The following is a 23,741-nucleotide window of genomic DNA, read 5'->3' as shown; positions in this document are numbered from 1 at the left end:
GGGGCCGCATGGAGAACCGGCCGTTCACGAGAGCAGGTCGACGTCTCCGTCGAACTGCCACAGCGGGTTCGGCGCGTTCCCGATCGGGGTCCGCACCAGGAAGTAGCCGTTCACTTCCTTCGGCCCGTCGCCGTCGGCGACGTACCGCCCGTCCGAGGTGACGTCGAGCTGGTAGATGGCCGTCCCCGCGGCCTCGACGCCAGGGAGGTGCCAGGTGACGACGCAGCGCCAGTCGTTGCCCGCACCGTGGGGGGCGACCTGGCCGTCGCCCTTGTTGCACGCCGCCGTGACCCTCAGCTGTGCCTCGGTGACGGCGGGGCGGTTCAGCTGCTCGGTCTGGATCCGGTAGAGGTGGGCGAAGGCCGTGGCGACCGAGCGCTGCACCTTGCTCCGCACGATTCCGGAGCCCGTCGACGGCGTCGCGACCGCGACGACCGCGACGGTGAGGGCGAGCAGTCCGGCCAGCGGCAGGACTCCGGTGGTGACCGCGCGGCGCCCGGCGCCGTCGGAGGTCGGATTGGTGAAGTCGCGCCGTATGAAGAACAGGTAGGCCAGCGCCGTCCCGGTCGCGGCCCACACCAGGCTGACCGCGACGCCGATCAGGAGCGGGGCGACCTGTGCGGGAGTGGTGAACAGCCCGTGCCAGGCGATGAAGGCGTAGCCGGGCAGGGCGAGGCGGACGGCGACCGGCAGCGGCAGCATCTGGGCGAGCTGCATCGCGAGCGCGACGAGCGCGGGCAGCAGCAGGCCCATCGGGGACCGGCCCAGGGCGACGGACCCGAGCAGTCCGATCCCGGCGAGGGCCAGCGTCGGGGCGAGTACGCAGACCCAGGCGAGCAGCACCTTGCCGGCGGCGTCCGACGGCGTCAGCAAGTGCCCGTCCAGGCCGACCAGCGGGTGGTCGCCGACGGCCAGGAGCCCGCCGACCGTGCTGGAGACGGCCAGTCCGGCCACCAGCAGCAGGATGACGGTAAGGCTGGCCAGTGCCTTCGCGGCGAAGATCCGCCGCGGTGACCGGACGGCGACCAGCAGGTGCCGCCAGGTGCCGAGCCGGTCCTCGGCGGCGAACACGTCGCCGGCCACCAGCGAGGTCAGCAGCGGCAGCGCCCAGGTGCCCGCGAAGCCGAGCATCATCAGCGGTCCGGCCCAGCCGGTGGCGTGCATCCAGCGGCCGAACAGGGTGTCGGAGGGGAGCGTGCTCTGCTGGCTCACCGCGGCGACGAACAGCGCCGGCGCGATCCAGCAGGCGAGGACCAGCAGGCGGATACGCCATTGCGAGACCAGTTTGACCAGCTCGAAGCGGTAGCCGCGCGCCACCGAGACAGGACGGGTGCTGGCAACGTTGTCGTCGATCGCGGGCGCGGTCGCGGTGGCGCTCATCGGCCGGACTCCTGCTGTTCGGTGAGGGCGAGGAAGGCGGCCTCGAGCGGTGAGACCACGGGGGCGAGTTCGCGCACCGCGACGCCCGCGGTCACGAGTCGCGCCACCAGTTCGTCGAGAGCGTGCAGCAGCGCGCGGACGACGAGCACTTCGGCGCCGCGCCACGGGCCGGCGTCCTCGACGACCTTGATCCCCGCGGTGTCGAGCGCCAGCTCGCGCGCCGCCCGCGGGTCCGAGGCCAGCAGCCGGTAGTCGAGTTCGCTGTTCTCGGCGGCCAGCTTGCCCAGCGGCCCGGAGAAGACGACCCGTCCGGTGGCGAGGATGGTGACCTCGGAGCACAGCGCCTCCAGGTCGTCCATGCGGTGGCTCGACATCACGACGCTGGTTCCCTGCGCCGCGAGCCGGGTGAGGACACCGTGGACGTGTCTTTTGCCCGCCGGGTCGAGCCCGTTGGCGGGTTCGTCGAGCACCAGCAGCCGGGGCTTGGTGAGCAGGGCGGCGGCGAGCCCGAGCCGCTGGCGCATGCCGAGGGAGAAGCCGCGGGCCCGGTCGTCGGCGACATCGCTGAGCCCGACCTGATCGAGCACGTCGTCGATCCCCGCCGTCCGCGCGTCCTGGCCGCGCAGAGCGGCCAGCGCGGCCAGATTCTGCCGGGCGGTGAGCGAGGGGTACAGACCCGGCCCGTCCACGAAGCCGGCCACACCGTCAGGAGCCGCCAGCGCGCGCCCGACCGGCGTACCCAGGATCTCCAGCCGGCCGCCGTCGGCGACGGCCAGGCCCAGCAGGAGTCCCAGCAAGGTCGTCTTGCCGGCGCCGTTCGGCCCGACCAGGCCGTGGACCTGCCCCCGCGCCACATCCAGATCGATGCCGTCCAGGGCGACGACGTCGCCGAAACACTTGCTGATTCCCCGAGCCCGGACCGCGAGCTGTTCGTCCATGAGTCCCTCCTTGCAATCCCTCAGGCAACATAGGGACCACACAAATCACGGACGGGGACGGCTGGTTGAACAGTCGCGGAACGGCCGACGACCGATCACCTACAGGCTGCGTAGGTGCCGGGACGGTGGCGCGCCGGAGCCCGGCGGGTGCCCGGCTGTCCCACGGGGTCCATCTGCTCACCGGAGGGGTGGCAGATCCTCCGGCTCCGTGAAGCCGCCGGGAAGCACGGCGGCGGCCGGTTCGGCGGCGGTTACGCGGGGGGCTGCCCCTGCGCCGGTCCGGCCGAGGGGTGGGCAGTGGAGCGGGCCGCCACGACGGTCCGCTCCACCGGCGCCGAGGCGGGCGGGTTCCGGCCGCACCGAGGTGACGGTGCCTCACGCATGCGGAGTGGATACCGGCGGAGGTCCCGCGGGTGCACCGCTCCCGCCGTTCGTGGGCCTTCCTGTATGCGTCGGTCGCGGGCGGCTCAGGACTCGCCGGCTTCCGGCGCCCCGGGCAGGGCCCGGCGTAAGGCGCCGCCCGTCCCGCCCTGCGCGCGGCCGCCGCCCGGTTGCGCGGAGCCGAACCACGGGGTGCCCGCCGGGGCGATGCCGGCCATGTCGCGGGCCAGGTCCCTGAGGACCCGTTCCGCTTCGGCGCGGACCGAGGCCACGACATCACCCCGTTCGTCGACCAGCGCCTGATAGATGATGTCCATCCGCTTTCCCCCTCCGGATCACTACCCACCCCGTGGCGAGCGGTTGCCGAGTGTACGCCGCCGAGATCACTACGCTGCCGGAGTGCGCCGAACAGGCGGTTGACCTCGTTGTTCGCCTTCGAGCGCCCACCCGGCGGGCCCCCGTCGGACGCCCCCGCCGAGCCTGCCGCTCGGTGATCCGCGCGCGGTCCGCGACGGGGGGCGGTGGTGCCGGGCCGGCGGCGGGCTCCGGGCGGGGAGCTGCGCCGGACGGGTGATATCCGGGTGGCCCCGCCGTGTCCGCCGGTGCCGTGCGGCCGGTCCGTGGCGCGGCGGCAGTACGGTGACCGCCCCGGGTACGGACGAGCCGGTCCGCAGGCCCGTTCCGGGGAAGGCGCGCACCCGGCCTCTTCCCCGCCTGCCGGCCCTCGGCGAAGGCGCAGGAGATGGAAGGCGAGATCACCCCCACCCCCACCCTCCCGGTCGACACCCGGCGCCATGTGCCGCGTACGGACGCGGTGCTCGCCGACCCCCGGCTGGCCGCGGCCGTGGACCGGCTGGGACGCGGAGTGGTGAAGTCCGTACTGGCGGGCGTCCAGGAACGCGCCCGTGCCGGTGAGCTGTCGCCGTCCGACGTCGCCGAGGAGACGGTGGCCGCCCTGCCGGCCACCGCTTCGGCGCTGCGGCCGGTGATCAACGCGACGGGGGTGCTGCTCCACACCAATCTGGGCCGGGCACCGCTCTCCGCGGCGGCCCGCGAGGCGCTGCTCGCCGCCAGCGGCACCACGGACGTGGAGCTCGACCTGGCCACCGGCGCCCGGGCCCGGCGGGGCCGGTCCGCGATCGAGGCGCTGCTCGGGCGCGTGCCGGCCGCCGAGGCCGCACACGTCGTCAACAACGGGGCGGCGGCGCTGGTGCTGGCGGCGACGGCGCTGGCGCGGGGCAAGGACATCGTGGTCAGCCGCGGCGAACTGGTCGAGATCGGGGACGGCTTCCGGCTGCCGGACCTGCTGGTGTCGACCGGTGCCCGGTTGCGCGAGGTCGGCACGACCAACCGCACCGCGCTCGCGGACTACGCCTCGGCCGTGGGCCCCGACACCGGGTTCGTCCTGAAGGTGCATCCCTCCAACTTCCGGGTCACCGGCTTCACCGGCGGTGTCGGCGTCGCCGACCTGCGGGGGCTGGGCGTGCCCGTCGTCGCCGACATCGGCTCCGGGCTGCTGACCCGTGACGCCGCGCTGCCGGACGAGCCGGACGCGACCGGCTGGCTGCGGGCCGGGGCCGACCTGGTGACCGCCAGCGGCGACAAGCTCCTCGGTGGTCCGCAGTGCGGTCTGCTGCTGGGCCGCGCGGACCTCGTGCGGCGGCTCGCGCGCCATCCCCTCGCCCGGGCGCTGCGCGTGGACAAGCTGACGCTGGCCGCGCTGGAGGCGACGCTGCGCGGGCCCGCCACACCCGTCCACAGCTCACTGCACGCGGACCCCGGACGGCTGCGCGAACGCGCGCAGCGGCTCGCCGCGTCCCTGCGTGCGGCGGGGCTCGACTGCCGGGCGGTCGCCAGCGAGGCAGTGATCGGCGGCGGGGGCGCGCCCGGGGTCGCGCTGCCCAGTGCCGCGGTGTCGCTGCCCGCTTCCTGCGCCGGCCCGCTGCGGCAGGCGGTGCCGGCCGTGATGGGCCGGGTCGAGCAGGGCCGGTGCCTGCTGGACCTGCGGGCGGTTCCGGAGGACATGGACGACGCGCTGGCGGCCGCCGCCCGGCAGGCGGGCGAGGCGGCCGCCGCCCCGCCGGTCGGCTCCCGCCCGGCGGCCTCACCGGGAGTGACACCCGCGCCGGGACGCTCCCCGGGAAGCGGGCGGGACCTCGGACCTTCCGCCGCCGGCCGTGCGGAGCGCACCCCACCGACCGGCGCCCACGACCCGCGCGGGAGGTGATCCCGCGTGCACGTCGTCGCCACGGCCGGACACGTCGACCACGGAAAGTCGACCCTGGTGCGGGCTCTGACGGGAATGGAGCCGGACCGGTGGGCCGAGGAGCGGCGGCGCGGCATGACCCTGGACCTGGGGTTCGCGTGGACCCGGCTGCCCGGTGTCGGGGACATGGCCTTCGTCGACGTACCGGGACACGAGCGCCTGGTGGGCAACATGCTGGCCGGTGTGGGGCCGGTCCCCGCGGTGCTGTTCGTGGTGGCCGCCGACCAGGGCTGGCAGCCGCAGTCCGAGGAGCACCTCACGGTGCTCGACGCGCTCGGTGCGCGCCACGGCCTGCTCGCGGTCTCCCGCGCTGACCTGGCGGATCCGTCGGCGGTCCGCGCGGAGGCGCTGACCCGGATCGCCAGGTCCTCGCTCGGCTCGGTGGAGTCGGTGGCCGTCAGCCCGGTGACCGGCGCCGGGATGGACGGCCTGCGTGCGGCGCTGACCCGGCTGGCCCGGGCGCTGCCCGCCCCCGACACCGCCGCGGACGTGCGCCTGTGGGTGGACCGGGTCTTCACGGTGCGCGGCCGGGGCACGGTCGTCACCGGCACGCTCGGCGCGGGCACGCTGCGGGTGGGAGACCAGCTCGAACCGGCGTGCGGCGGCCCGCTGTTCCGGATCCGGGGCCTGCAGACACTGAAGGAGTCGCGCGGCGAGGTCGGTGCGGTCGCCCGGGTGGCGGTCAACCTGCACGGGCCGGGCTCCGACGGCCTGGGCCGCGGGGACGCGCTGCTCACGCCCGGCCGCTGGCTCACCGCGGACACGGTGGACATCCGGCTGGACGGCGACCCCGCGCGTGACCTGCCCGGGCAACTCACCCTGCACATCGGCTCGGCGGCCGTCCCGGTGGCCGTCCGGCCGCTGGGCGAGGACACCGCCCGCCTGCGGCTGGCCGGCGCGCTGCCGCTGCGGATCGCGGACCGGGCGCTGTTGCGCGATCCGGGCCGGCACCGCGTCCCGGCCGGGGTCACCGTGCTGGACGTCCGCCCGCCGCGGCTCACCCGGCGCGGATCGGCCGCGGCCCGGGCGCTGGAGCTGCGGGCCGTGGGAGTGCCGGCGGACGGAGCGGCGGAGGTGCGGCGGCGCCGGCTGGTGCGCCGTGCCGAACTGGAGGCCATGGGGGTGCGCGCGCCGTACGCCCCGGTGGCCGGCGACTGGCTGGCCGATCCGGACCACTGGTCGGCCCTGCGTACCGGACTCCGCCAGGCCGTCGACGAGCACGCCGCCGGGCGCCCGCTGGACCCCGGCCTTCCGCTGGAGGCCGCCCGCCAGGCGCTCGGTCTGCCGGACCGCTGCCTGGTCGAGGCGCTGCTGGCGGCCGATCCCGGGCTGCGGCAGCGCGACGGCCGGCTCTACGGCAGCCAGGCCCTGCCCGCCCTGCCGCCCGCGGTCGAGGCGGCCGTCGCGGCGGTACGCGCCGACCTGGCCGGCGCGCCCTTCCGTGCCCCCGAGTCAGACCGGCTGGAACAGCTCGGCCTGACGCCCCGGCTGCTGGCCGCCGCCGCGGCCGCGGGCACCCTGCTGCGGATCGCGGACGGCGTCGTGCTGCTGCCGGGCGCGGACGGGCGGGCGGCAGCCGTCCTGTCCCGGCTCCCCCAGCCCTTCACCGCCAGTCAGGCGCGCCGGGCGCTGGACACCACCCGCCGCGTCGTCATCCCGCTGCTCGAACACCTCGACCGGCGGGGCCACACCGTCCGTCTCGACGGTTCCCTGCGGCGCTGCCCGGCCCCGACGCGCCCGGGGGACACGGGCGATGAGGGCTGAGGCCGCGCGGACCGCCGACCCGGTCGCCCGGTGTCGCGGCGCCGCGACGAAAGCGGAGGCGGACGGGAATCGAACCCGCCTGCCCGAGTTGCTCGGACACCTCGGTTTTGAAGACCGGGAGGGCCACCAGGCACCTCTACGCCTCCCCGCCGGGCCGCCGCGCGCACGGCCCGCTCACGCGTCATCGAACCGCCGGGCCCGCCGGGGGTCAACGCACCGCGCCGCACGCGCCGAGCCGCCCAGTCCAACAGCCCAACCCACGGCCGTGTCCGGACACGGCGGGACCCGCAGCAGAGCAGCAGAGCAGCAGAAGGGACATGTGATGGCGACCGCGACCACGCAGGCAGGCATGAGGCTGACCCAGTACGCGCACGGTGGAGGATGCGCCTGCAAGATCCCCCCGGGCGAGCTGGAGGAGGTCGTGGCCGGACTGACCGGCCGCGGCCCCGCGGGGGGCGGCGCCGCGGACCTGCTTGTCGGCCTCGACAGCGGGGACGACGCGGCCGTGGTGCGGTTGCCGGGCGGTCCCGGCGCGCTCGCCGTCGTGGCCACTGCCGACTTCTTCACCCCGGTGGTGGACGATCCCTACGACTGGGGACGGATCGCCGCCGCGAACGCGCTGTCCGACGTCTACGCCATGGGCGGCACTCCCCTGGTGGCCGTCAACCTGCTCGCCTGGCCCCGGGAGGTGCTGCCCTTCGAGCTGGCCCGCGAGGTGCTGCGCGGCGGGCTCGACATCGCGGCGGAAGCAGGCTGCCATGTCGGCGGCGGCCACAGCGTGGACGACCCGGAACCCAAGTACGGCATGGCGGTCACCGGCGTGGCCGATCCGGAGCGCCTGCTGCGCAACGACACCGGCCGGCCCGGTGTGCCGCTGTCGCTGACCAAGCCGCTGGGCTTGGGCGTCCTCAACAACCGGCACAAGGCGACGGGGGAGGTCTTCCCGGAGGCGGTGGCCGCGATGGTGGGGCTGAACCGGGACGCCGCCGCGGCCGCCCTGGCGGCGGGGGCGGTGTGCGCGACCGACGTCACCGGATTCGGCCTGCTCGGCCACGTGTTCAAGATGGCCCGCGCGTCGGGGGTGACCGCCGTGATCGACGTCTCGGCGGTGCCCTTCCTCGACGGAGCGGCGGCGGCCGCCCGGGAGGGGTTCGTCAGCGGCGGCACCCGCCGCAATCTCGCATGGGTCGCCCCGCACACCGACTTCGGCTCCGCCGACGAGCTGACCCGGCTGCTCCTGGCCGACGCGCAGACCTCCGGGGGACTGCTGGTGGCGGGCGAGGTCCCCGGCGCACCGGTGGTCGGGGAACTGGTCGCCCGCCGGGAACACCCGCTCGTCCTGCGCTGAACGGGTCCCCGGGCCGCCGCCCGGCGCGTGCGCGCGCCGGGCCTGTCGCAGGACCGCGCGGTCGGGTCGGCCGCGCGGGCGACCCGACCGGCCCAACGCCGCGTACCCCTTCGGGTGAAGCCCTCTCCGCCGACCCCCCTGGGGCCGCGGCGGCGCCCTTAGCGTCGCAGGCGCCAGGTCTCCACCCGCCGCACGTCCCGAGGAAGCACAACCATGAGCGCTCCGTCCGCCGCCCGTTCCACCACCTCACCCGCCCTCCCGCCGGAGGACGTGTCGGACGTCTTGAAGCGGGTGATCGAGGACACGGTCCTGCCCGGCGCGGCCGCGGTGGACCGCGAGGGCGCCTTTCCCGCGCAAGCGGTGGCGGCGCTGGGCCGGGCGGGTGTGCTCGGTCTGCTGAGCGCCGCCGAGGTCGGGGGCGCCCAGGCGTCGCTGGCCACCGCGGCCGAGGTCGTCGAGCACCTCGCGACAGCCTGTTCGTCCACCGCCATGGTGGTGCTCATGCACTACTCGGCCACCGCCGTGATCGAGGCGCACGGCGGCGAGGAGCTGCGGCGGGCGATCGCCGCGGGCCGGCATCTGACCACGCTGGCCTTCTCGGAGAGCGGCTCGCGCAGCCACTTCTGGGCTCCGCTGGGCACCGCGACGGAGCGCGGCGGCCGGGTGCGTCTCGACGCCCGCAAGAGCTGGGTGACCTCCGCCGGCCACGCGGACAGCTATGTGTGGTCCAGCCGGCCGCTGTCGGCGCCCGGGCCGATGACGCTGTGGCAGCTGCCCAGTGACACCGCCGGCCTGTCCGTCCGGGGCTCCTTCGACGGCTTCGGACTGCGCGGCAACGCCTCCTGCCCGATCACGGCCGAGGCCGTGGACGTACCGCTCTCGGCGATGCTCGGCGCGGACGGGCAGGGCCTGGACATCGCCCTGACCACCGCGCTCCCCCGCTTCCTGGTGCTCAACGCGGCCTTCTGCGTGGGAGTGTGCGAGGCGCTGCTCGGCCAGGCCCGCGCCCATCTGTCGCAGGCGCGGCTGGAGCACCTGGAGCAGAGCCTGGCCGAACAGCCACCGGTGGTGGCCGCGTTCGCCAGGCTGCGTACCCGCGCCGACACCGCGCGGGCGTTCCTCTCCGACACGCTCACCGCGCTGGAGACGGGCCGCGAGGACGCGATGCTGCGCGTCCTGCAGGTCAAGGCAGTCGCGGGCGAGACCGCGGCGGAGGTCGCCGACGGGGTCATGCGGCTGTGCGGCGGTGCCGCGTTCCGCCGCGACCTGGGCGTCGAGCGCCGCTTCCGGGACGCGCTCGCGGCCCGGGTCATGGCGCCCACCACCGAGGCGCTGTACGACTTCAGCGGTCGTGCGGGCCTGGGCCTGCCGCTGTTCGGCGGCGCCGCGTGACCCTGCTGATGGGGGCCGTCGCCTACGACCCCAAGGTGGTGACCATCTGGACGGGCTTCCGCTCGTGGCTGACCGCGCGCGGCCTGCCCTTCGACGTCGTCCTGTACTCGCACTACGAGCGTCAGGTCGAGGATCTCGCCGAGGGCCGGATCCACGCGGCGTGGAACTCTCCGCTGGCGTGGATCCGCACCCGCCGGCTGGCGGCCGCCGGCGGCGCGCGGGTACGACCGCTGGTGATGCGGGACACCGACCGCGGCCTGCGGTCGCTCGTCGTGGTGCGCGCCGACGCGCCCTTCACCCGCGCCCGCGACCTCAAGGGCGAGTCGGTCGCGGTGGGCGCGGTGGACTCGCCGCAGGCCACCCTCATCCCGCTGTCGCTGCTGCGCGCCGAAGGGCTGCGCCCCGGCGAGGACGTGCGGGTACACGGACATGAGGTCGGCGTCGGGCTGCACGGCGACCACATCGGCGGTGAGCGCGAGGCCGCCCGCGCGCTTGTCGCCGGGCAGGTCGCCGCCGCCTGTCTGCTGGACGCGAACCACCTGCTGTTCGAGCAGGAGGGCACCCTGCCGGCCGGCGGCACCCGGATCCTCGCCCGGACACCGGCCTACGACCACTGCGTCATGGCGGTCAACGACGCGGCGCCCGCGGCGCTCATGGAGCGTTTCGGCGCACTGCTGCTCACCATGTCGCCCGCCGAGCCCGAGGTCAGGCGGTTGTTCGACCTGGAGGGCCTCAACGCCTGGCTGCCCGGCCGGACCGAGCACTTCGCGGCGCTGGAGACCGCGGTCGACGAGACGGGCTTCTACGACGCCGCGGGCCGTGTGACCGCCGGGGGCTACCGGCCGTGAGCCGCTCGGCCGAGTCGCGGACCGTGGTCGATCTGGCGGACCTCCCCTTCGGCCAGGGCGGACACCTCCTGGTGCAGCGGGCGCTCGCCGGGCTGGCGCCCGGCGGGCAGCTCGCGGTGACCGGGCGCGACCCGGCCCTGCTGGTCCACCTGTCGGCCTGGTGCCGCGGCCGGGGTCACCAGGTGCGGCCCTGGGAGGGGCCGCACAGCCCGGACGGGGCGGTGGTCGTCCGCGGGCCGGCCGGCCACGACCGCTGGGCCGGGGCGGTGCGGGCCGGCGGGCCCTCGCCGCGCGGGATCGTCGAACGCCCGGACCCCGGCTGGGGATTGGCCGCCCGAGGAGCGCTCGTCGAGGAGGGGGCGCCCGCCGTCGGGTTCGATCTCGCCGAGCGCGACCTGGTGTGGGCGGAGATCGCGCCCAGCCTGTACGCCCACGCGGCCGCGGCCCAGTGGGACCCCGCCGCGGCGGTGCCCTGGGACGCCGCCTTCGAGTTGCCGCCGGACGTGGAGGCGGCGGTGGTGCAGGTGATGACCTACCTGGTGGAGAACGAGCAGGCGGCCCTGGTGCTGCCGGCCCGGCTGCTGGCGCGGGTCCATCCGCACTTCCGGGAGGTGGTCCAACTGCTCGCCGTCCAGGCCGCGGACGAGGCCCGCCACCTGGAGGTCTTCACCCGCCGGGCGCTGCTGAGGACCGGGCGGATGGGCACCTCCTCGGCCGGCGGACGCGCTTCTCTGGCCACCCTGCTCGCCGAACCCGACTTCGCGCTCGCCTCGTTCCTGCTCTCCGTGCTGGGCGAGGGCAGCTTCCTCAACCTGCTGTCGTTCCTGGACCGGCACGCGCCCGACCCGGTCACCCGTGCGGTGGTGCGCCTGGCCCACCAGGACGAGGCCCGCCATGTCGCCTTCGGCGTCGCCCATCTGGAGCACCAGTCGTCCGTGGACCCGGGCCTGCGCGGCCGGTTGCGCGGCGCGGTCGAGCGCCGGCACGACGTGCTGCGGGACACCGCCGGTCTCAACCAGGACGTCCTCGACTCCCTCGTCCTGCTGGCGGCCGGCGGCTGGGAGCCCACCGCCATCGGCCGCGGCCACCGGGCCGTCCGTGACCTCCTGGCGGCGATGGACGAAGGGCGGCAGCGCCGGCTGGTGCGGCTCGGCTTCCCCGCCGACGAGGCGGCCGAGCTCTCGGCGCTGCACACCCGCAACTTCATGTGAGCCGTCACCGGGGCCGGTCGGAAGCCCCCGCCTCGCGGGCCACGCCGCCCGTGGTCCGCAGCCGCTCCCGCTGCGGCACCACCACATAGGCCGGGTCCTTCGTCGAGGCCACGCCCGCCTCGAAGACGCCGAAGCGCTGCAGCGCGCTGCCGGCCAGCAGGGCCACGCCCGCCGCGGCGGCGGCCGGCCGGCTGCGCCGGGCCACCGTGACCGCGGCGACCGCTCCGCCCAGCGTGAGCCACTGCGAGGCCTGACGCAGCCGGTGCGCCCGGCCGGTGGTGAAAGCGGTGGGCACCAGGCCGGGTCGCCGTTCGATCAGCCGCGACGCGACAAGCTCCGCCGCCGCGCCGGCCGCCGCGAGCCGGCGGGCCGGGCCCGCCTCGGCCACCGGCGCCAGCAGCATCCCCAGCCCGCCGCCGCTGGCCGCCGCCGATCCGGTGAAGACGAAGGGCATCTCCGCGCGTGCCTCGTGCCAGGCCGGCACCGCCGTCTGGGAGAGCAGCACCGCGGTGTACGAGGCGAGTCCCGGGGCGAAGAGCGCCGCGGACAGGCCGGCCGGGCGGGCGGCCACCACCAGCAGCCGGCCCGGGAGGGTGGCGCGCACGGCGCGCGGCAGCAGCTCGGCGCCGGCCGCCAGCGCACTGCCCGGTCCGTAGGCCACCAGGATCCAGGTGCCGACCGACATCGGCGACGTCGGCTTGGCGACGCGCAGCATGTGGTGGAAGCGCTCCGGCCTGCCGAGGTCGGCGATCAGCAGATACGAGCTGACCAGCAGCGCGCCGAAGCCGCCCAGGCGGCCCGCCCTGCGCAGCGCCGGCCGCCCCGTCAGATCGGCGCCGGCCGCCAGCAGCCCGGCGCCGGCCGACAGGCCGCCGGTGAAGAAGTACGCCGGGATCTTCCACTCCCACACCGGGGGTTTCAGCACCGGCCGGCCGTAGTAGGAGCGGTGCCCGGGCGGCGTCCCGGTGGACGGCTCCGGCCTCGCCCCACCGATTCGGCCCCGGACGCGCGCCCATGCCTCGGCGGCCCTGGCGCCGGGCTTCGGCGGCCGGAGCTGCTCGGCGCTCATCGCCGGCCACCGATGAAGACGGCCACCGAGGCCGCCAGCAGTGCCGAGGCGGCGTACCCGGCGGACTTCCACATCGCCGGCAGGTCGCGGGTCGGCACCACCGGGTCCGGCGGCAGTCCGTACACCTCCGGCTCGTCCAGCAGCAGGAAGAACGCGCCGTCGCCGCCCACCCCGTCGTCGGGGTCGTGCCCGTAGAGCCGGGCCTCGCCCACCCCCGCCTCGTGGAGCTGCTCCAGCCGCCGCCCGGCCCGCTCGCGCAGTTCGTCCAGGGGGCCGAACTGGATGGACTTCGTCGGGCACGCCTGCGCGCAGGCCGGCTCCATGTCGCCGCGGAGCCGGTCGTAGCACAGGGTGCACTTGAAGGCCCGTCCGTCGTCGGGCCGCCGGTCGATGACGCCGTAGGGGCAGCCGGACACGCAGTAGCCGCAGCCGTTGCAGATGTCCTGCTGGACCACCACCGAGCCGAACTCGGTCCGGAACAGGGCGCCGGTGGGGCAGACGTCCAGGCAGCCGGCGTGCGTGCAGTGCTTGCACACGTCCGAGGACATCAGCCAGCGGAAGGCCGTACGGCTCTCCGCGCCGGTCCCCGAGCCGGGCAGGTCGAAGGAGGGGAATCCCAGGTCGACGGGGCCGGTCCCCAGCTCGGCGCCGCCCCGCGGCGCCGCGGGCATCGCGGCGGCGACCGTCCGGTCCGCCGTCGCGGTGACGGAGGGGCCGGTGGGAAGGCCCGACAGGCCAGCGTCCTGCCTCCCCAGCGGGGCCTCCTGCTCGATGAAGGCGACGTGCCGCCAGGAACTCGCGCCCAGCATGCCCGTGTTGTCGAAGGACATGCCCAGCAGCTCCAGGCCGTCCTCGGGTACGCCGTTCCACTCCTTGCAGGCCACCTCGCACGCCTTGCAGCCGATGCACACCGAGGTGTCGGTGAAGAAGCCGACCCTGGGCGGGTGATCGCGGTGGCCGGCGTCCGCGGCGGGGTCGGTGAGCAGCCCGTAGAGGCTGTGCTCCTGGGTCATGATGTCTCCTCCGGCCGGTCGGGCTCCGAGTGGGCGGGTCGGTCGCCGTCTCCGGCTGTCACGACGCGGGTGCCGGTCTGCGGGGTGACCCCGGCCCGGCGCCGGTAGTCCTCGACGTACCGCAGCAGCGCCGGTCCCCTCGGCCGGCGCCCCGGCTGGACGTCGCAGGTGAGCACCTTGCTCTCCTGGATGAAGACGTTCGGGTCGGCCACCACCCCGATCAGGTCGTTCACCACGTCCCCGGTGGTCAGGCCGGTCTGCCCCCAGTGGTAGGGCATCCAGACCTGGTGCACCACCCGGCCGTCGACCCGCAGGGGCGCCATCCGGTCGGTGACGACCACCCGGGCCTCCACCACGGTCCGGCTGGTGATCACATGTCCCCAGTCGAGATGGCGCAGGCCCCGCTCGGCCGCCAGTTCCGGCGACACCTCGACGAACAGCTCCGGCTGGAGTTCCGCCAGGTAGGACAGCTGCCGGCTCATTCCGCCCGCGGTGTGGTGCTCGGTGAGCCGGGCGGCGCCGAAGACGAACGGGAACACCTCGGTGTGCGCCTCGGGCGCCGCCGGGTTGGCCGGGTTGTCGGCGCGCCCGTACACCTTGCGCACCGGGTTGGCCTGCTGGCCATACAGCAGGTTGCACGCCGGCGACTCGGCCGGCTCGTAGTGGGTGGGCATCGGTCCGTCGGCCAGTCCGGTCGGCGCGAACAGCCACGCCTTGCCGTCGGACATCATGATGAACGGGTCGTCGCCGCGCAGCGCCTCGGGCCCGGAGGACCCCTCGGGCGGCCGGTACTCCGGCGGCTTGTTCTTCTCGAAGTCCGGGATGTCGTGTCCGGTCCACTCACGGCGCTGCGCGTCCCACCAGACCAGCTTCTTGCGCTCGCTCCAGGGGCGCCCCTGCGGGTCGGCCGACGCGCGGTTGTAGAGCACCCGCCGGTTCATCGGCCAGGTCCAGCCCCACTCCGCGTCGTAGGGGCCGCTCTCGAAGCGGGACTTCCGGCGCCGGGCCTGGTTGACCTCGTCGGCGTAGACACCGCTGTAGATCCAGCAGCCGCAGGACGTGCTGCCGTCGGCCCGCAGTTCGGTGTAGCCGCTGACGGTACGGCCGGTGCTCAGGTCGATCCCGTTGATGTGGCGCAGCACGTCCGCGGCCGACGGTTCGTCGCCCTCGGTCGCGTAGTCCCAGGCCAGGTCGAGCAGGGGACGGTCGCGCTCGTCGGTCGAAGCGGCGAGCCTCTCCTTCAGCCGGAGTCCGAGCTGGTAGAAGAACCACAGTTCGGAGCGCTGGTCCCCGGCGGGCTCGACCGCCTGGTCGCGCCACTGCAGCATCCGCTGGGTCTGGGTGAACGTGCCGGACTTCTCCACGTGCGAGGCGGCGGGGAAGAAGAACACCTCCGTCCGGCAGCTCTCGGTGGCGATCTCGCCGGTCTCGATCTCGGGTGCGTCCTTCCAGAAGGTGGCGCTCTCGATCATGGCGAGGTCGCGGACGACCAGCCAGTCGAGATTGGCCATCCCCAGGCGCTGCATACGGCCGTGGGCCGAGCCGACCGCCGGGTTCTGGCCGAGCAGGAAGTAGCCGAAGACCTTGCCGTCGACCATGTCCATCACGGTGCGGTAGGTGCCGTGGTCGCCGTTGATACGCGGCAGGTAGTCGAAGCAGTAGTCGTTGTCCGCGGTCGCCGCCTGTCCCCAGTACTCCTTGAGCAGCGAGACCGTGTAGGCGTCGGCGTTTCCCCAGAATCCCTTCTGGTTGCGGCCGCTGAGGCCCCGCAGATAGGCGCTCAGGTCCTCGTGGGTGGTGTCGGGCATCGGCAGATAGCCGGGGAGCAGGTTGAACAGGGTCGGGATGTCGGTGGAACCCTGGATGCTGGCGTGGCCGCGCAGCGCGTAGATCCCGCCGCCCGGACGGCCGATGTTGCCCAGCAGCAGCTGGATGATCGACCCGGCCCGGATGTACTGGGCGCCGACCGAGTGCTGGGTCCAGCCCACGCTGTAGACGAGTCCGGCGGTGCGCTCGCGGCCGGAGTTGGACGTCCAGGCCCGGCACACCTCCAGGAACTGGTCCTGCGGCACGCCGCAGACCCGCTCCACCATCTCCGGGGTGTAGCGCGAGAAGTGCCGCTTGAGCACCTGGAAGACGCACCGGGGGTGCTCCAGGGTGGGGTCGGCGGCGATCCCCTCCGCGGCGCCTTCGACGACGGGGCCGCTCGCGCCGTGGCGGTAGGAGTGGGACTGCTCCTTCGCCCGGCGGCCGGACCCCTCCTCGGTCGCCCTGCTCTCGTACGCCCAGACGGAGGAGTCGTACGAGGCGGTGCGCGCGTCGTAGCCGCCGAACAGCCCGTCCAGGTCCTCCGTGTCCTGGAACCCCTCGTTCAGCAGGAAGGAGGCGTTGGTGTACGCCGCCACGTACTCCCGGAAGTACAGGTCGCGGGACAGGATGTAGCGGATCACCCCGCCGAGGAAGGCGATGTCCGTACCGGCCCGCAGCGTGACGTGCTGGTCGGCGAGCGCGCTCGTCCGGGTGAACCGCGGGTCGATGTGGATGACCCGGGCGCCGCGGTCCTTGGCCTCCATGACCCACTGGAAGCCGACCGGATGGGCTTCGGCCATGTTCGAGCCCATGATGACGATGCAGTCGGAGTTGATCAGGTCCTGCTGGTAGTCGGTGGCACCGCCGCGTCCGAACGAGGCTCCCAGACCGGGAACCGTGGCGGAGTGTCAAATACGGGCCTGGTTCTCGACCTGGAGTGCTCCCAGGGCCGTGAACAGCTTTTTGATCAGGTAGTTTTCCTCGTTGTCCAGCGTCGCTCCGCCGAGGCTGGCGATCCCCATGGTCCGCCGGAGCGTCCGGCCCGACTCGTCGACGTCCTGCCAGCCCTTGCGCCGGGCGTCCAGCACCCGGTCGGCCACCATGTCCATGGCCTCGTCCAGGTCCAGGTCCTGCCACTCGGTGCCGTAGGGCGGCCGGTAGCGCACCTTCTGCACGCGATGGGGGCCGGTGACGAGCTGCTTGCTGGCCGAGCCCTTCGGGCACAGCCGGCCGCGCGAGATGGGACTGTGCGGATTGCCCTCGATCTGGATGACCTGCTCGTCCTTGACGAAGACGCGCTGAGCGCAGCCCACGGCGCAGTAGGGGCAGACCGAATCCGTCACCCGGTCGGCGGTCTCGGTGCGGGGCGTGAGTCCGGCGGAGCGGGGGGACCGCGCCGCTGTGCCCCGGCCCAGCGGGTCGTCCCCGGTGAGCTGGCGGTACACCGGCCAGCTGTCGATCCACTGTTTCACGCCCATCGGCCTGTTCCTTCCGGCCCGGTCCATCGCGGCGTCGATCACTTCATGTCGAAGGTACCGGCGGGCCGGTCGTCCGCAACTCAGGAACGCGCCGCACGGGACCATTTCCTCCGCCGTACGGGCCCGCTCGGTGTGCGGGACGGACGAAGACCCATTACATATCGGATAACCATCTCGCAGGAGGTCGCGAGTCCACGGAGAAGGCCCGGGAAAGAGCAAGGGTCAGAGGAGGCATGACGGTATGCAGATCACCTTCGCTCCCTCGGATTTCCCCCCGATCGCTCTCGGCTTCTTCGGCCTGGGTACGGGATATCTGATCTGGGCCCCGCACGAGCTGGTCGGCTGGCCGAAACGCGACGAGCGGGTGGACCGGTCGCTCGGCGTGTGGGGCATCTGGCTGCCGGGGTTCTGCCAGTTCGTCACCGGCCTCATCCTCATCATCGGACTGACCTGGTTCCAGGTGTTCCAGAACCGGACCCTCTATATGACCGCGTTCGCCTTCTCGGCCTACGGCATCCACTGGTTCAGCCTCGGCTGGAACCGCTACCGGGGAAACGATCCACGCCCCAACGCCGGTATGTCGGTGGCCTTCATGCTGATCTCCGCGATGGGCGCGACCGTGTTCTTCAGGGTCGGCGACTGGCCGGTCGGCCTGGTCTTCCTCGGTCTGTTCGCCGTCTACTTCAGCGAGTTCTTCCTCTCGTTCGGCACCCCGCTGGCCGAACGCGCGCTGGGCCTCTTCCACCTGGCCACGGGGGCGTGGCTGCTCTACGTGGCCTACGCGGTCGCCGTCGACTTCGCCCTCGGATACCACTGGCGCACGTAGTGTCCCGCCGTCCGCCGGCCATGTGGCGCCGGCGGTGGGCGTACGGGACCGGCGCGCGCCGGACGCCGCGCGCGCTTAGGCTGCGGGCAGGGGGACGCGCCCACGCGGAAGGACCGACATGCCCCCGATCTGGTCCGGGACCCTCACCTTCGGCCTGGTGGCCATCCCCGTCCGGATGGAATCCGCGACCCGCTCACACCGTGTCGCCTTCCGGCAGATCCACGCCGAGGACCAGGGCCGGGTCAGATACACCAAGGTGTGCGAGCTGGACGAGCACCCGCTGAGCACCGAAGACATCGGCCGGGCCTACGAAGCCCCCGACGGCACACTCGTGCCCATCGAGGACCGCGAGCTGGACGAGATGCCGCTGCCGACCGCGAAGACCATCGAGATCAGCGGATTCCTCGAACTCGGCGGCGTGCCCCCCGCGTTCTTCGACCGGCCCTACTTCCTCGCACCCGCCTCCGCCGCCGCGAACAAGCCCTACGTCCTGATGCGCGAAGCCCTCGCCCGCTCCGGCAAGGCGGCCGTCGGCAAATACGCGGTGCGGGGTGCGGGCGAAGCCCTCGGCCTCATCCACGCCAAGGACGACATCCTGGTCCTGCAACGCCTGCACTGGCCCGACGAGATCCGCCCCGCCGACGACGCCGCCCCCAAAGGCGACGTCGAGATCACCGACGACGAGCGGGCCGCCGCCGACCAGTACATCCGCGCGGTCGGCGACATCGACATGCGGACCATGCGCGACGAGTACGCCGAAGCCGTACGCCAGCTCGTCGAGGCCAAGGCCCAGCACAAGGCCCCACCGGAACCAGCCCGGCCCGAGCCGGAGGACACCGGCGTGACCGACCTCATGACCACACTCCAGCGGGCGACGGAACAAGCCCGCGCCGAGCACGAGGAAAAGGCCGAGGTCCACAAGATGCCCGCCAAGAAATCCGCCCGGAAGAAGACCCCGGCGAAGAAGACCACCAGAAAACGGGCCGGCTGACCGCGCCTCGCCCCGCCCGGCGGCCCAGCGGCACCCGGTCCTCCGGAGGGGGCGTGACGCGGACCCGAGGGGCTCGCCGCCCTACCCGAGCACCGCCGCGGCGCGGGTCATGTCCGGGCGAGCCGGATGGCGTGGACCGCTTCGGCGATGCCGTGGACGACCAGCCAGATGCCCACGACCAGGGTGAGCGCGGTGATGGACGCGAAGGGGGCCACCACCATCGCCAGCCCGGCCAGCACGCCGACGACGCCCAGGAACAACTGCGACGCCGACCACCAGCAGGCTGGGAACGGGCCAGGCCAGGACGATGACGCCCACGACGAGCCCGGCGACCCCTGCCGCGAGCAGCAGGTCCCTGAAGAACTGCGAGCGGTCGGCGCGCACCGCCTCGCGCATGCCGTCGAAGACCTCGATCGGCAGACCGCCGGGATGGGCATCGGTCCGCAGCATCAGCGGACCGACCGCGCCCAGCAGCACGACCTTGGCGACGCGGTCGCTGCCGTGGCGGCCGACGTAGCGGGTGACCTCACCGCCGCCGGTGGAGTGGGCCGTGGCTGAAGACGACGGGCTGTCCGCTGCCCCGGTCCTTGTAGAAGATCGAAGCGCCGTCGGTGATGGTGATCGCAGGCATGGTGAAGTCCTCCTCAGGACTTCAGTCATCTCACTGTCGCCGCCGCCTCCGCCCGGACCCGGACGCCACCGGGCGATGACTTAGGTACCCCCGCGGCCGCGGCGACAGTGAGGTGACTGATGCGGCGCGGCGGGCCTCCGGACCAGTCTGGTGATCAACAAGTCCGGCGCATCGCCCAGGCAGAAGAGGACCGACCACATGAGTGCGGCACCGTACGAACCCATCTCCGCGGACATCGATCCCGCCGAGATCCAGAAGGCGTCCCAGGACGGCCGGCAGCAGTTCGAGGGCTACGGACTGCGGGTGGCGAACAAGGCGGAGTTCAGCCTGATCGCCCCTGTCATCCAGCCCGGCGGCGCCGCTGTGTTCCGCGAGCGGGCGATCAAGGCGCAGTACGAGGCCGGGTTCTGGGAAGGACGGCTGGGAACCGTGCACGATCTCCGGGTCGGGCTGGTCAACAACGACACGCAGATACTCTTCGCCGCCACGTACAGCGATGATTTCAAGCCCTATGTCGCCGATGTCATCAAGTTCGCGAGCCCGTGGATCGACCACATGTTCGTCGGCGTCGCCGAGGGCTACCCCGGGCTGACGCACCCGTCGGCGGTGGACTACATCCTGAAGTACCAGGTCCAGGCGTCCGTCTGGTACGCCTCCAACCCGGAGGCGAGCCCTCGCAACATCGCGAAGGGCCTGCGCCTGTCGGCCGTGTTCGACGACCTGCTCGACGTCGCCCAGAGCTGATGCCGTTGCGAAGCCCGCGGGGTCCCCGGAGTCGGGAGGGCTGCGGCTCCGGGGACCCCGCGCGACCGGCAGCCGGACCCGGACCGAGAGGAGACCTCGCCATGGTCGAGGAGACAAGCCAGGAGACCGCCTCGGGGCAGGTCCTGGAACTGGCCGACATCCAGGGCACGGTGCTGCGGCAGCGGCCCTCCCCCTACACCGGCGCCTACTTCCTGCTGCGCGTCGACGACCCGGCCCACGGCCGGGAGATGCTCAGGCGGCTGGCACCGCTGGTGGCCACGGCGACGAACTGGTGGGACCCGCCGAAACGGGCCTGGCTGAACGTAGCGATCAGCCATTCCGGGCTGCGCCGCCTGGGCGTGCCGGAAGCGTCGCTGGACAGTTTCCCGCCGGAGTTCAAGGCGGGGATGGCCGCCCGCGCGGCCACGCTCGGGGATGTCGGGGACAGCGGCCCGGAGCACTGGGACGCCCCGCTCGGCAGTACCGAGGTGCACATCGCCCTGGCCCTGTTCGCCCCTGACGACACCGCGCTGCAGTCCGTGCTGGCCACCGCCCACCAGGCCCACGCCAATCTGCCCGGCGTATCGGTGGTCTACCGGATCGACACCCCCCAACTACCCACCGGGCACAGCCAACTGGGGTTCGTCGACGGGATCGGCGAACCCGATATCGAGGGCAGCGGTGTCGCCGACATCTTCCGGACCGGGGCCGACCACTACGGCGATCCGTCCGGCTTCGGCGACCCCGTCCGGGCCGGCGAGTTCCTGATGGGCTACATCAACCAGCTCGGCCAGGTCACCCCCATGCCCGAACCCGAGGTGCTGGGCCGCAACGGCACCTATGTGGCCTTCCGCAAACTGCACGTCCGGGTCGCGGCCTTCCGCCGCTATCTGCGCGACAACGCCGCCACCCCGGACGAGGAGGAGCTGCTGGCCGCGAAGATGATCGGCCGCTGGCGCAGCGGCGCGCCGCTGATGCTCGCCCCCGAGCACGACGACCCCGCGATCGCCGTCGACCCGCAGCGGGTCAACGACTTCGGTTACCGCGACCAGGACCCGCGCGGACTGCGCTGTCCCCTGGGCTCGCACATCCGGCGGATGAACCCGCGTGACTCGCTGGCCGGCACCGCAGTGGACCCGAGCCTGCACCGCGCGCTGCGTCGCGGGGCCACCTACGGTCCGGGGCTGCCGGACGGGGTGCTCGACGACGACGGCGTGGACCGCGGTGTCGTGTTCATCTTCATGGGCACCGATCTGGCCCGGCAGTTCGAATTCATCAAGTCCCAATGGGTCGACGACGGGGAGTTCACCGGGCTCGGCGCCGAGAAGGACCCCCTCATCGGCGCGAACGACGGCACCGGGGTGTTCACCATCCCGCGGCGCCCCGTCCGCCGGCGCCTGCAAGAGGTCCCCCGCTTCATGACCACCACCGGCGGCGAGTACTTCTTCATGCCCGGAATCCGGGCCCTGAACTGGATCGCGTCCGTCGGCGAGACCAGCGACTGAGGAGCGACATGTCCGATCACCTTTCCAGCCAGCGAGCCCTGCGGGACCCCGTTGTCGACCTGACCGATCTCTACGCCTTCCCGACACCCGGCGCCGACGGTCGGCTGACGCTCATCATGAACGTCTTCCCGGGCGCACAGGCGGGCGCCGCCTTCTCGGACGCGGTCGCGTACCGGTTCCGGCTCCGGACGGCGACGGTGCGGCCGGGTGACCATCCGCTCACCCGGTTCGAGGCGGCCGAGCACAGCGTCACCGTCACCTTCTCCGACCTCGACGGCACCGGCGGCACCGACGGTTCCCGGCAGACGGCGACCTTCCTGACGAGCGGCGGCTCGGCCCGGACCGTCGTGGTCGGTGAACCGGACGACGCCGGGGGCGACCTGCGGGTGTTCGCGGGGCTGCGGATGGACCCGTTTTTCATGGACGTGCCGGCCGAGGTCCGCACCAGGCGTACCCGTGAACTCGCCTTCCGGCCGGTGGGAACGAACAGCGTCGAAGGGCAGAACGCGCTCAGCGTCATCGTCGACTGCGATGTGCGCGCGGTCCTCGGTGACGGGGTCGGTCCCGTCGTCGCCGTCGTCGCCGAGACCACGACGCTGGGCCGGCCGATGTCCCGCTTCGAGCGGAAGGGGCGGCCGGAGATGAAGAACTTCATGCTCTCCCAGAACGGCAACGATCCGGCGAACCCGGAGCTGGATCTGCGGGACCTGTACAACCTGGAGGACGCGTTCGCGCTCGGCGACACCTATCTGGCCGCTTTCCGCGCCCGGATCGACGCCAATCTCGACCTGTTCAACAGCCTCGACCCGCGAAAGGACTCAGGACTGAAGGTCAACGGGAGATATCCGCTGACCGATCTCCTGCTGGACGACTTCCTCGTCGTCGACCTGTCCAAGCCCTACAGCGAAGACGGCTTCCTCGAAATCGAGCTGGCCGCGTTGGAAGGCAGAACCCATGTCAGCTGCGGCGGCCGGACACCGAACCACGACGTGATCGACGCGCTGTACACCCTGATCGTCAATGGAATCGGCGGGGAGGCCGTCAGCGACGGCGTCGACCGGGCGACCGTGCCGGCCACCACCACGTTCCCGTACCTCGCGCCGCCCAACCACCACCCTCCGGTGGCCGATCCGGGCGTGCCGATGGGCGGCCGGCCGGAGAGGTCCGCGTGAGCGCACGTCCGTCCTTGCCGGTCATGACGTCCGGCCGCATCGCGGCGGCCAACCTGACCGCGTCCATCGGGTCGGCGCGGCGTCGCGTCGCACGGGAATTCCAGCCGCCGGCGGTGGCGGAGCTGGTCACCGCTCTGCTCACCCGCGGTGGCGTGCTGGCGCGCGTCGACGACGTCCTGACCGCCCATCGATGGTCCGCCGCCCTGGTGGCCGCGTTTCCGCGGGACGGCACGGCCCACCTGACCCGGGCTCGCACCGAGGGCGCGCTTCACTTGTTCGACGCGGCGCTGGCGAGCCTGGACGAGGGGGAAGCCCGCGCGGCGCCGGCCCGGGAGCTGGCGGAGGAGCGCGCGACGGTCCTGCAGGCGACGGGACGTGTAGCCGAGGCGCTGCGGCTGTGGGAGGCGGCCTCCGAGATCACCCAGGACAGCCACGTGCTCGGCCGACTGGCCTGCGTCCAGGCCGAACTGGGCGCCACCGACGCGGCGGACGAGCTCTTCAACGAGGCTGTGGCCGGTTACCCGGACGTCTCGCCCGTCGCCCTGGCCGGTCTGTACCGCGACTGGGGCCACCTGCACGAGCACGCGGGCGCCTGGACCGAGGCGGAGGCCTCCTACCGGCGGGCCGTCGCCATCCTCCCCTGCCACGCCCGCGCCCAACTCGGCACCGCCATCGCGGAAGCCCGCTCCGGCCGGCTGCCCGCAGCCATCGCCCGCCTGCGTCCCGTCTGCGACGCGAGCGACGACCCCACCTACGCGGGCACTCTCGGCCTGCTCCTGCTCGCCCAGGGCCCCGACCCGGAAGCCGACGATCTCCTGGACCGGGCCCACCACCGATTCGACCAGCTGCTCGCCCTCCACCCGGAGGCCTTCGCGGCTCACGCCGCCGAGTTCCGCCAGGCGGAAGCCGACCTGCTCGGGGCGGCGTCCCGCCGGCACCGGTGATCGCGTTGTGGATCCCGGGGGCGCCGCCATA

Annotated in this window: 19 protein-coding genes, 1 tRNA gene and 1 pseudogene; 12 read left to right on the top strand and 9 right to left on the bottom strand. The window is 73.5% G+C overall.

Annotation, left to right across the window (positions count from 1 at the left end; genetic code table 11):
* Positions 1-24 precede the first annotated feature (24 nt).
* The 3 genes from ACFO3J_RS35105 to ACFO3J_RS35095 form a co-directional block, all read right to left on the bottom strand.
* Entirely contained in the window at positions 25-1,380 is a 1,356-nt protein-coding gene (locus ACFO3J_RS35105) for an ABC transporter permease (RefSeq protein ID WP_386438658.1), read from the bottom strand.
* On the bottom strand, positions 1,377-2,318 hold the full coding sequence (locus tag ACFO3J_RS35100; protein ID WP_386438655.1) for an ABC transporter ATP-binding protein: 942 nt from the start codon (positions 2,316-2,318) through the stop codon (positions 1,377-1,379). The genes ACFO3J_RS35105 and ACFO3J_RS35100 overlap by 4 nt, the downstream gene beginning before the upstream one ends.
* Positions 2,319-2,785: 467 nt before the next feature.
* Entirely contained in the window at positions 2,786-3,016 is a 231-nt protein-coding gene (locus ACFO3J_RS35095) for a hypothetical protein (RefSeq protein WP_386438652.1), read from the bottom strand.
* Between the two features lie 425 nt (positions 3,017-3,441).
* Between ACFO3J_RS35095 and selA the strand changes: the two genes are divergently transcribed.
* Together selA and ACFO3J_RS35085 are read left to right on the top strand one after the other, a co-directional pair.
* The gene (gene selA, locus ACFO3J_RS35090; protein WP_386438650.1) at positions 3,442-4,926 is read left to right on the top strand and encodes an L-seryl-tRNA(Sec) selenium transferase; all 1,485 of its coding nucleotides are present in this window, start codon (positions 3,442-3,444) and stop codon (positions 4,924-4,926) included.
* Positions 4,927-4,932: 6 nt separating this feature from the next.
* Positions 4,933-6,729, top strand: coding sequence for a SelB domain-containing protein (locus tag ACFO3J_RS35085; protein WP_386438647.1), 1,797 nt, complete (start codon positions 4,933-4,935; stop codon positions 6,727-6,729).
* Positions 6,730-6,781: 52 nt separating this feature from the next.
* Here ACFO3J_RS35085 and ACFO3J_RS35080 read toward each other — a convergent pair.
* Positions 6,782-6,875, bottom strand: a tRNA-Sec gene (locus tag ACFO3J_RS35080).
* A gap of 176 nt (positions 6,876-7,051) precedes the next feature.
* On the opposite strand from ACFO3J_RS35080, the gene selD reads away from it, so the two are divergent.
* From selD to ACFO3J_RS35060, 4 genes are all read left to right on the top strand, one after another.
* On the top strand, positions 7,052-8,077 hold the full coding sequence (selD, locus tag ACFO3J_RS35075; RefSeq protein ID WP_386438644.1) for a selenide, water dikinase SelD: 1,026 nt from the start codon (positions 7,052-7,054) through the stop codon (positions 8,075-8,077).
* Positions 8,078-8,290: 213 nt separating this feature from the next.
* On the top strand, positions 8,291-9,469 hold the full coding sequence (locus ACFO3J_RS35070; protein ID WP_386438643.1) for an acyl-CoA dehydrogenase family protein: 1,179 nt from the start codon (positions 8,291-8,293) through the stop codon (positions 9,467-9,469).
* Positions 9,466-10,317, top strand: a complete 852-nt coding sequence (locus ACFO3J_RS35065) for a phosphate/phosphite/phosphonate ABC transporter substrate-binding protein (protein WP_386438641.1) — start codon at positions 9,466-9,468, stop codon at positions 10,315-10,317. The genes ACFO3J_RS35070 and ACFO3J_RS35065 overlap by 4 nt, the downstream gene beginning before the upstream one ends.
* Entirely contained in the window at positions 10,314-11,528 is a 1,215-nt protein-coding gene (locus ACFO3J_RS35060) for a ferritin-like domain-containing protein (RefSeq protein ID WP_386438638.1), read from the top strand. Before ACFO3J_RS35065 ends, ACFO3J_RS35060 begins: the two co-directional genes overlap by 4 nt.
* 4 nt (positions 11,529-11,532) lie before the next feature.
* On the opposite strand, the gene nrfD is transcribed toward ACFO3J_RS35060, so the two are convergent.
* From nrfD to fdh, 3 genes are read right to left on the bottom strand one after another with little or no spacing between them, the layout of a single operon-like run.
* Positions 11,533-12,597 (bottom strand): NrfD/PsrC family molybdoenzyme membrane anchor subunit, encoded by a 1,065-nt coding sequence (nrfD, locus tag ACFO3J_RS35055; protein WP_386438636.1) that lies wholly within the window; start codon positions 12,595-12,597, stop codon positions 11,533-11,535.
* Positions 12,594-13,610: a 4Fe-4S dicluster domain-containing protein gene (locus ACFO3J_RS35050; RefSeq protein ID WP_386438633.1), complete on the bottom strand. Its 1,017-nt coding sequence runs from the start codon at positions 13,608-13,610 to the stop codon at positions 12,594-12,596. The genes nrfD and ACFO3J_RS35050 overlap by 4 nt, the downstream gene beginning before the upstream one ends.
* Positions 13,607-16,897, bottom strand: a complete 3,291-nt coding sequence (gene fdh / locus ACFO3J_RS35045; RefSeq protein WP_386438631.1) for a formate dehydrogenase — start codon at positions 16,895-16,897, stop codon at positions 13,607-13,609. Before fdh ends, ACFO3J_RS35050 begins: the two co-directional genes overlap by 4 nt.
* 241 nt (positions 16,898-17,138) lie before the next feature.
* Here fdh and ACFO3J_RS35040 point away from each other — a divergent pair, with 241 nt between their 5' ends.
* Positions 17,139-17,723 carry a hypothetical protein gene (locus tag ACFO3J_RS35040; protein WP_386438628.1) on the top strand — a complete coding sequence of 195 codons (585 nt, stop codon included), beginning with the start codon at positions 17,139-17,141 and terminating at the stop codon, positions 17,721-17,723.
* Between the two features lie 118 nt (positions 17,724-17,841).
* A complete protein-coding gene (gene ku, locus ACFO3J_RS35035) occupies positions 17,842-18,714 on the top strand; it encodes a non-homologous end joining protein Ku (protein WP_386438626.1) in 873 nt (290 codons plus the stop codon).
* Between the two features lie 107 nt (positions 18,715-18,821).
* Here ku and ACFO3J_RS35030 read toward each other — a convergent pair whose 3' ends face one another.
* Both ACFO3J_RS35030 and ACFO3J_RS35025 read right to left on the bottom strand, forming a co-directional pair.
* A complete protein-coding gene (locus ACFO3J_RS35030) occupies positions 18,822-18,974 on the bottom strand; it encodes a DUF308 domain-containing protein (RefSeq protein ID WP_386438785.1) in 153 nt (50 codons plus the stop codon).
* Between the two features lie 88 nt (positions 18,975-19,062).
* Positions 19,063-19,345 (bottom strand): annotated as a pseudogene (locus ACFO3J_RS35025) (hypothetical protein); the annotation flags it as partial.
* 198 nt (positions 19,346-19,543) lie between these two features.
* On the opposite strand from ACFO3J_RS35025, the gene ACFO3J_RS35020 reads away from it, so the two are divergent.
* The 4 genes from ACFO3J_RS35020 (at position 19,544) to ACFO3J_RS35005 (ending at position 23,710) form a co-directional block, all read left to right on the top strand.
* A complete protein-coding gene (locus ACFO3J_RS35020; RefSeq protein WP_386438623.1) occupies positions 19,544-20,089 on the top strand; it encodes a hypothetical protein in 546 nt (181 codons plus the stop codon).
* Positions 20,090-20,190: 101 nt separating this feature from the next.
* Positions 20,191-21,594, top strand: coding sequence for a Dyp-type peroxidase (locus ACFO3J_RS35015; protein WP_386438620.1), 1,404 nt, complete (start codon positions 20,191-20,193; stop codon positions 21,592-21,594).
* 8 nt (positions 21,595-21,602) lie between these two features.
* Positions 21,603-22,766, top strand: coding sequence for a DUF4331 family protein (locus ACFO3J_RS35010; protein WP_386438617.1), 1,164 nt, complete (start codon positions 21,603-21,605; stop codon positions 22,764-22,766).
* Positions 22,763-23,710 (top strand): hypothetical protein, encoded by a 948-nt coding sequence (locus ACFO3J_RS35005; RefSeq protein ID WP_386438614.1) that lies wholly within the window; start codon positions 22,763-22,765, stop codon positions 23,708-23,710. The genes ACFO3J_RS35010 and ACFO3J_RS35005 overlap by 4 nt, the downstream gene beginning before the upstream one ends.
* Positions 23,711-23,741 lie beyond the last annotated feature (31 nt).

This window comes from Streptomyces polygonati (assembly GCF_042650325.1).
In the GTDB taxonomy this organism is placed as follows: domain Bacteria; phylum Actinomycetota; class Actinomycetes; order Streptomycetales; family Streptomycetaceae; genus Actinacidiphila; species Actinacidiphila polygonati.
This window is presented reverse-complemented; position numbering and strand designations above follow the sequence as displayed.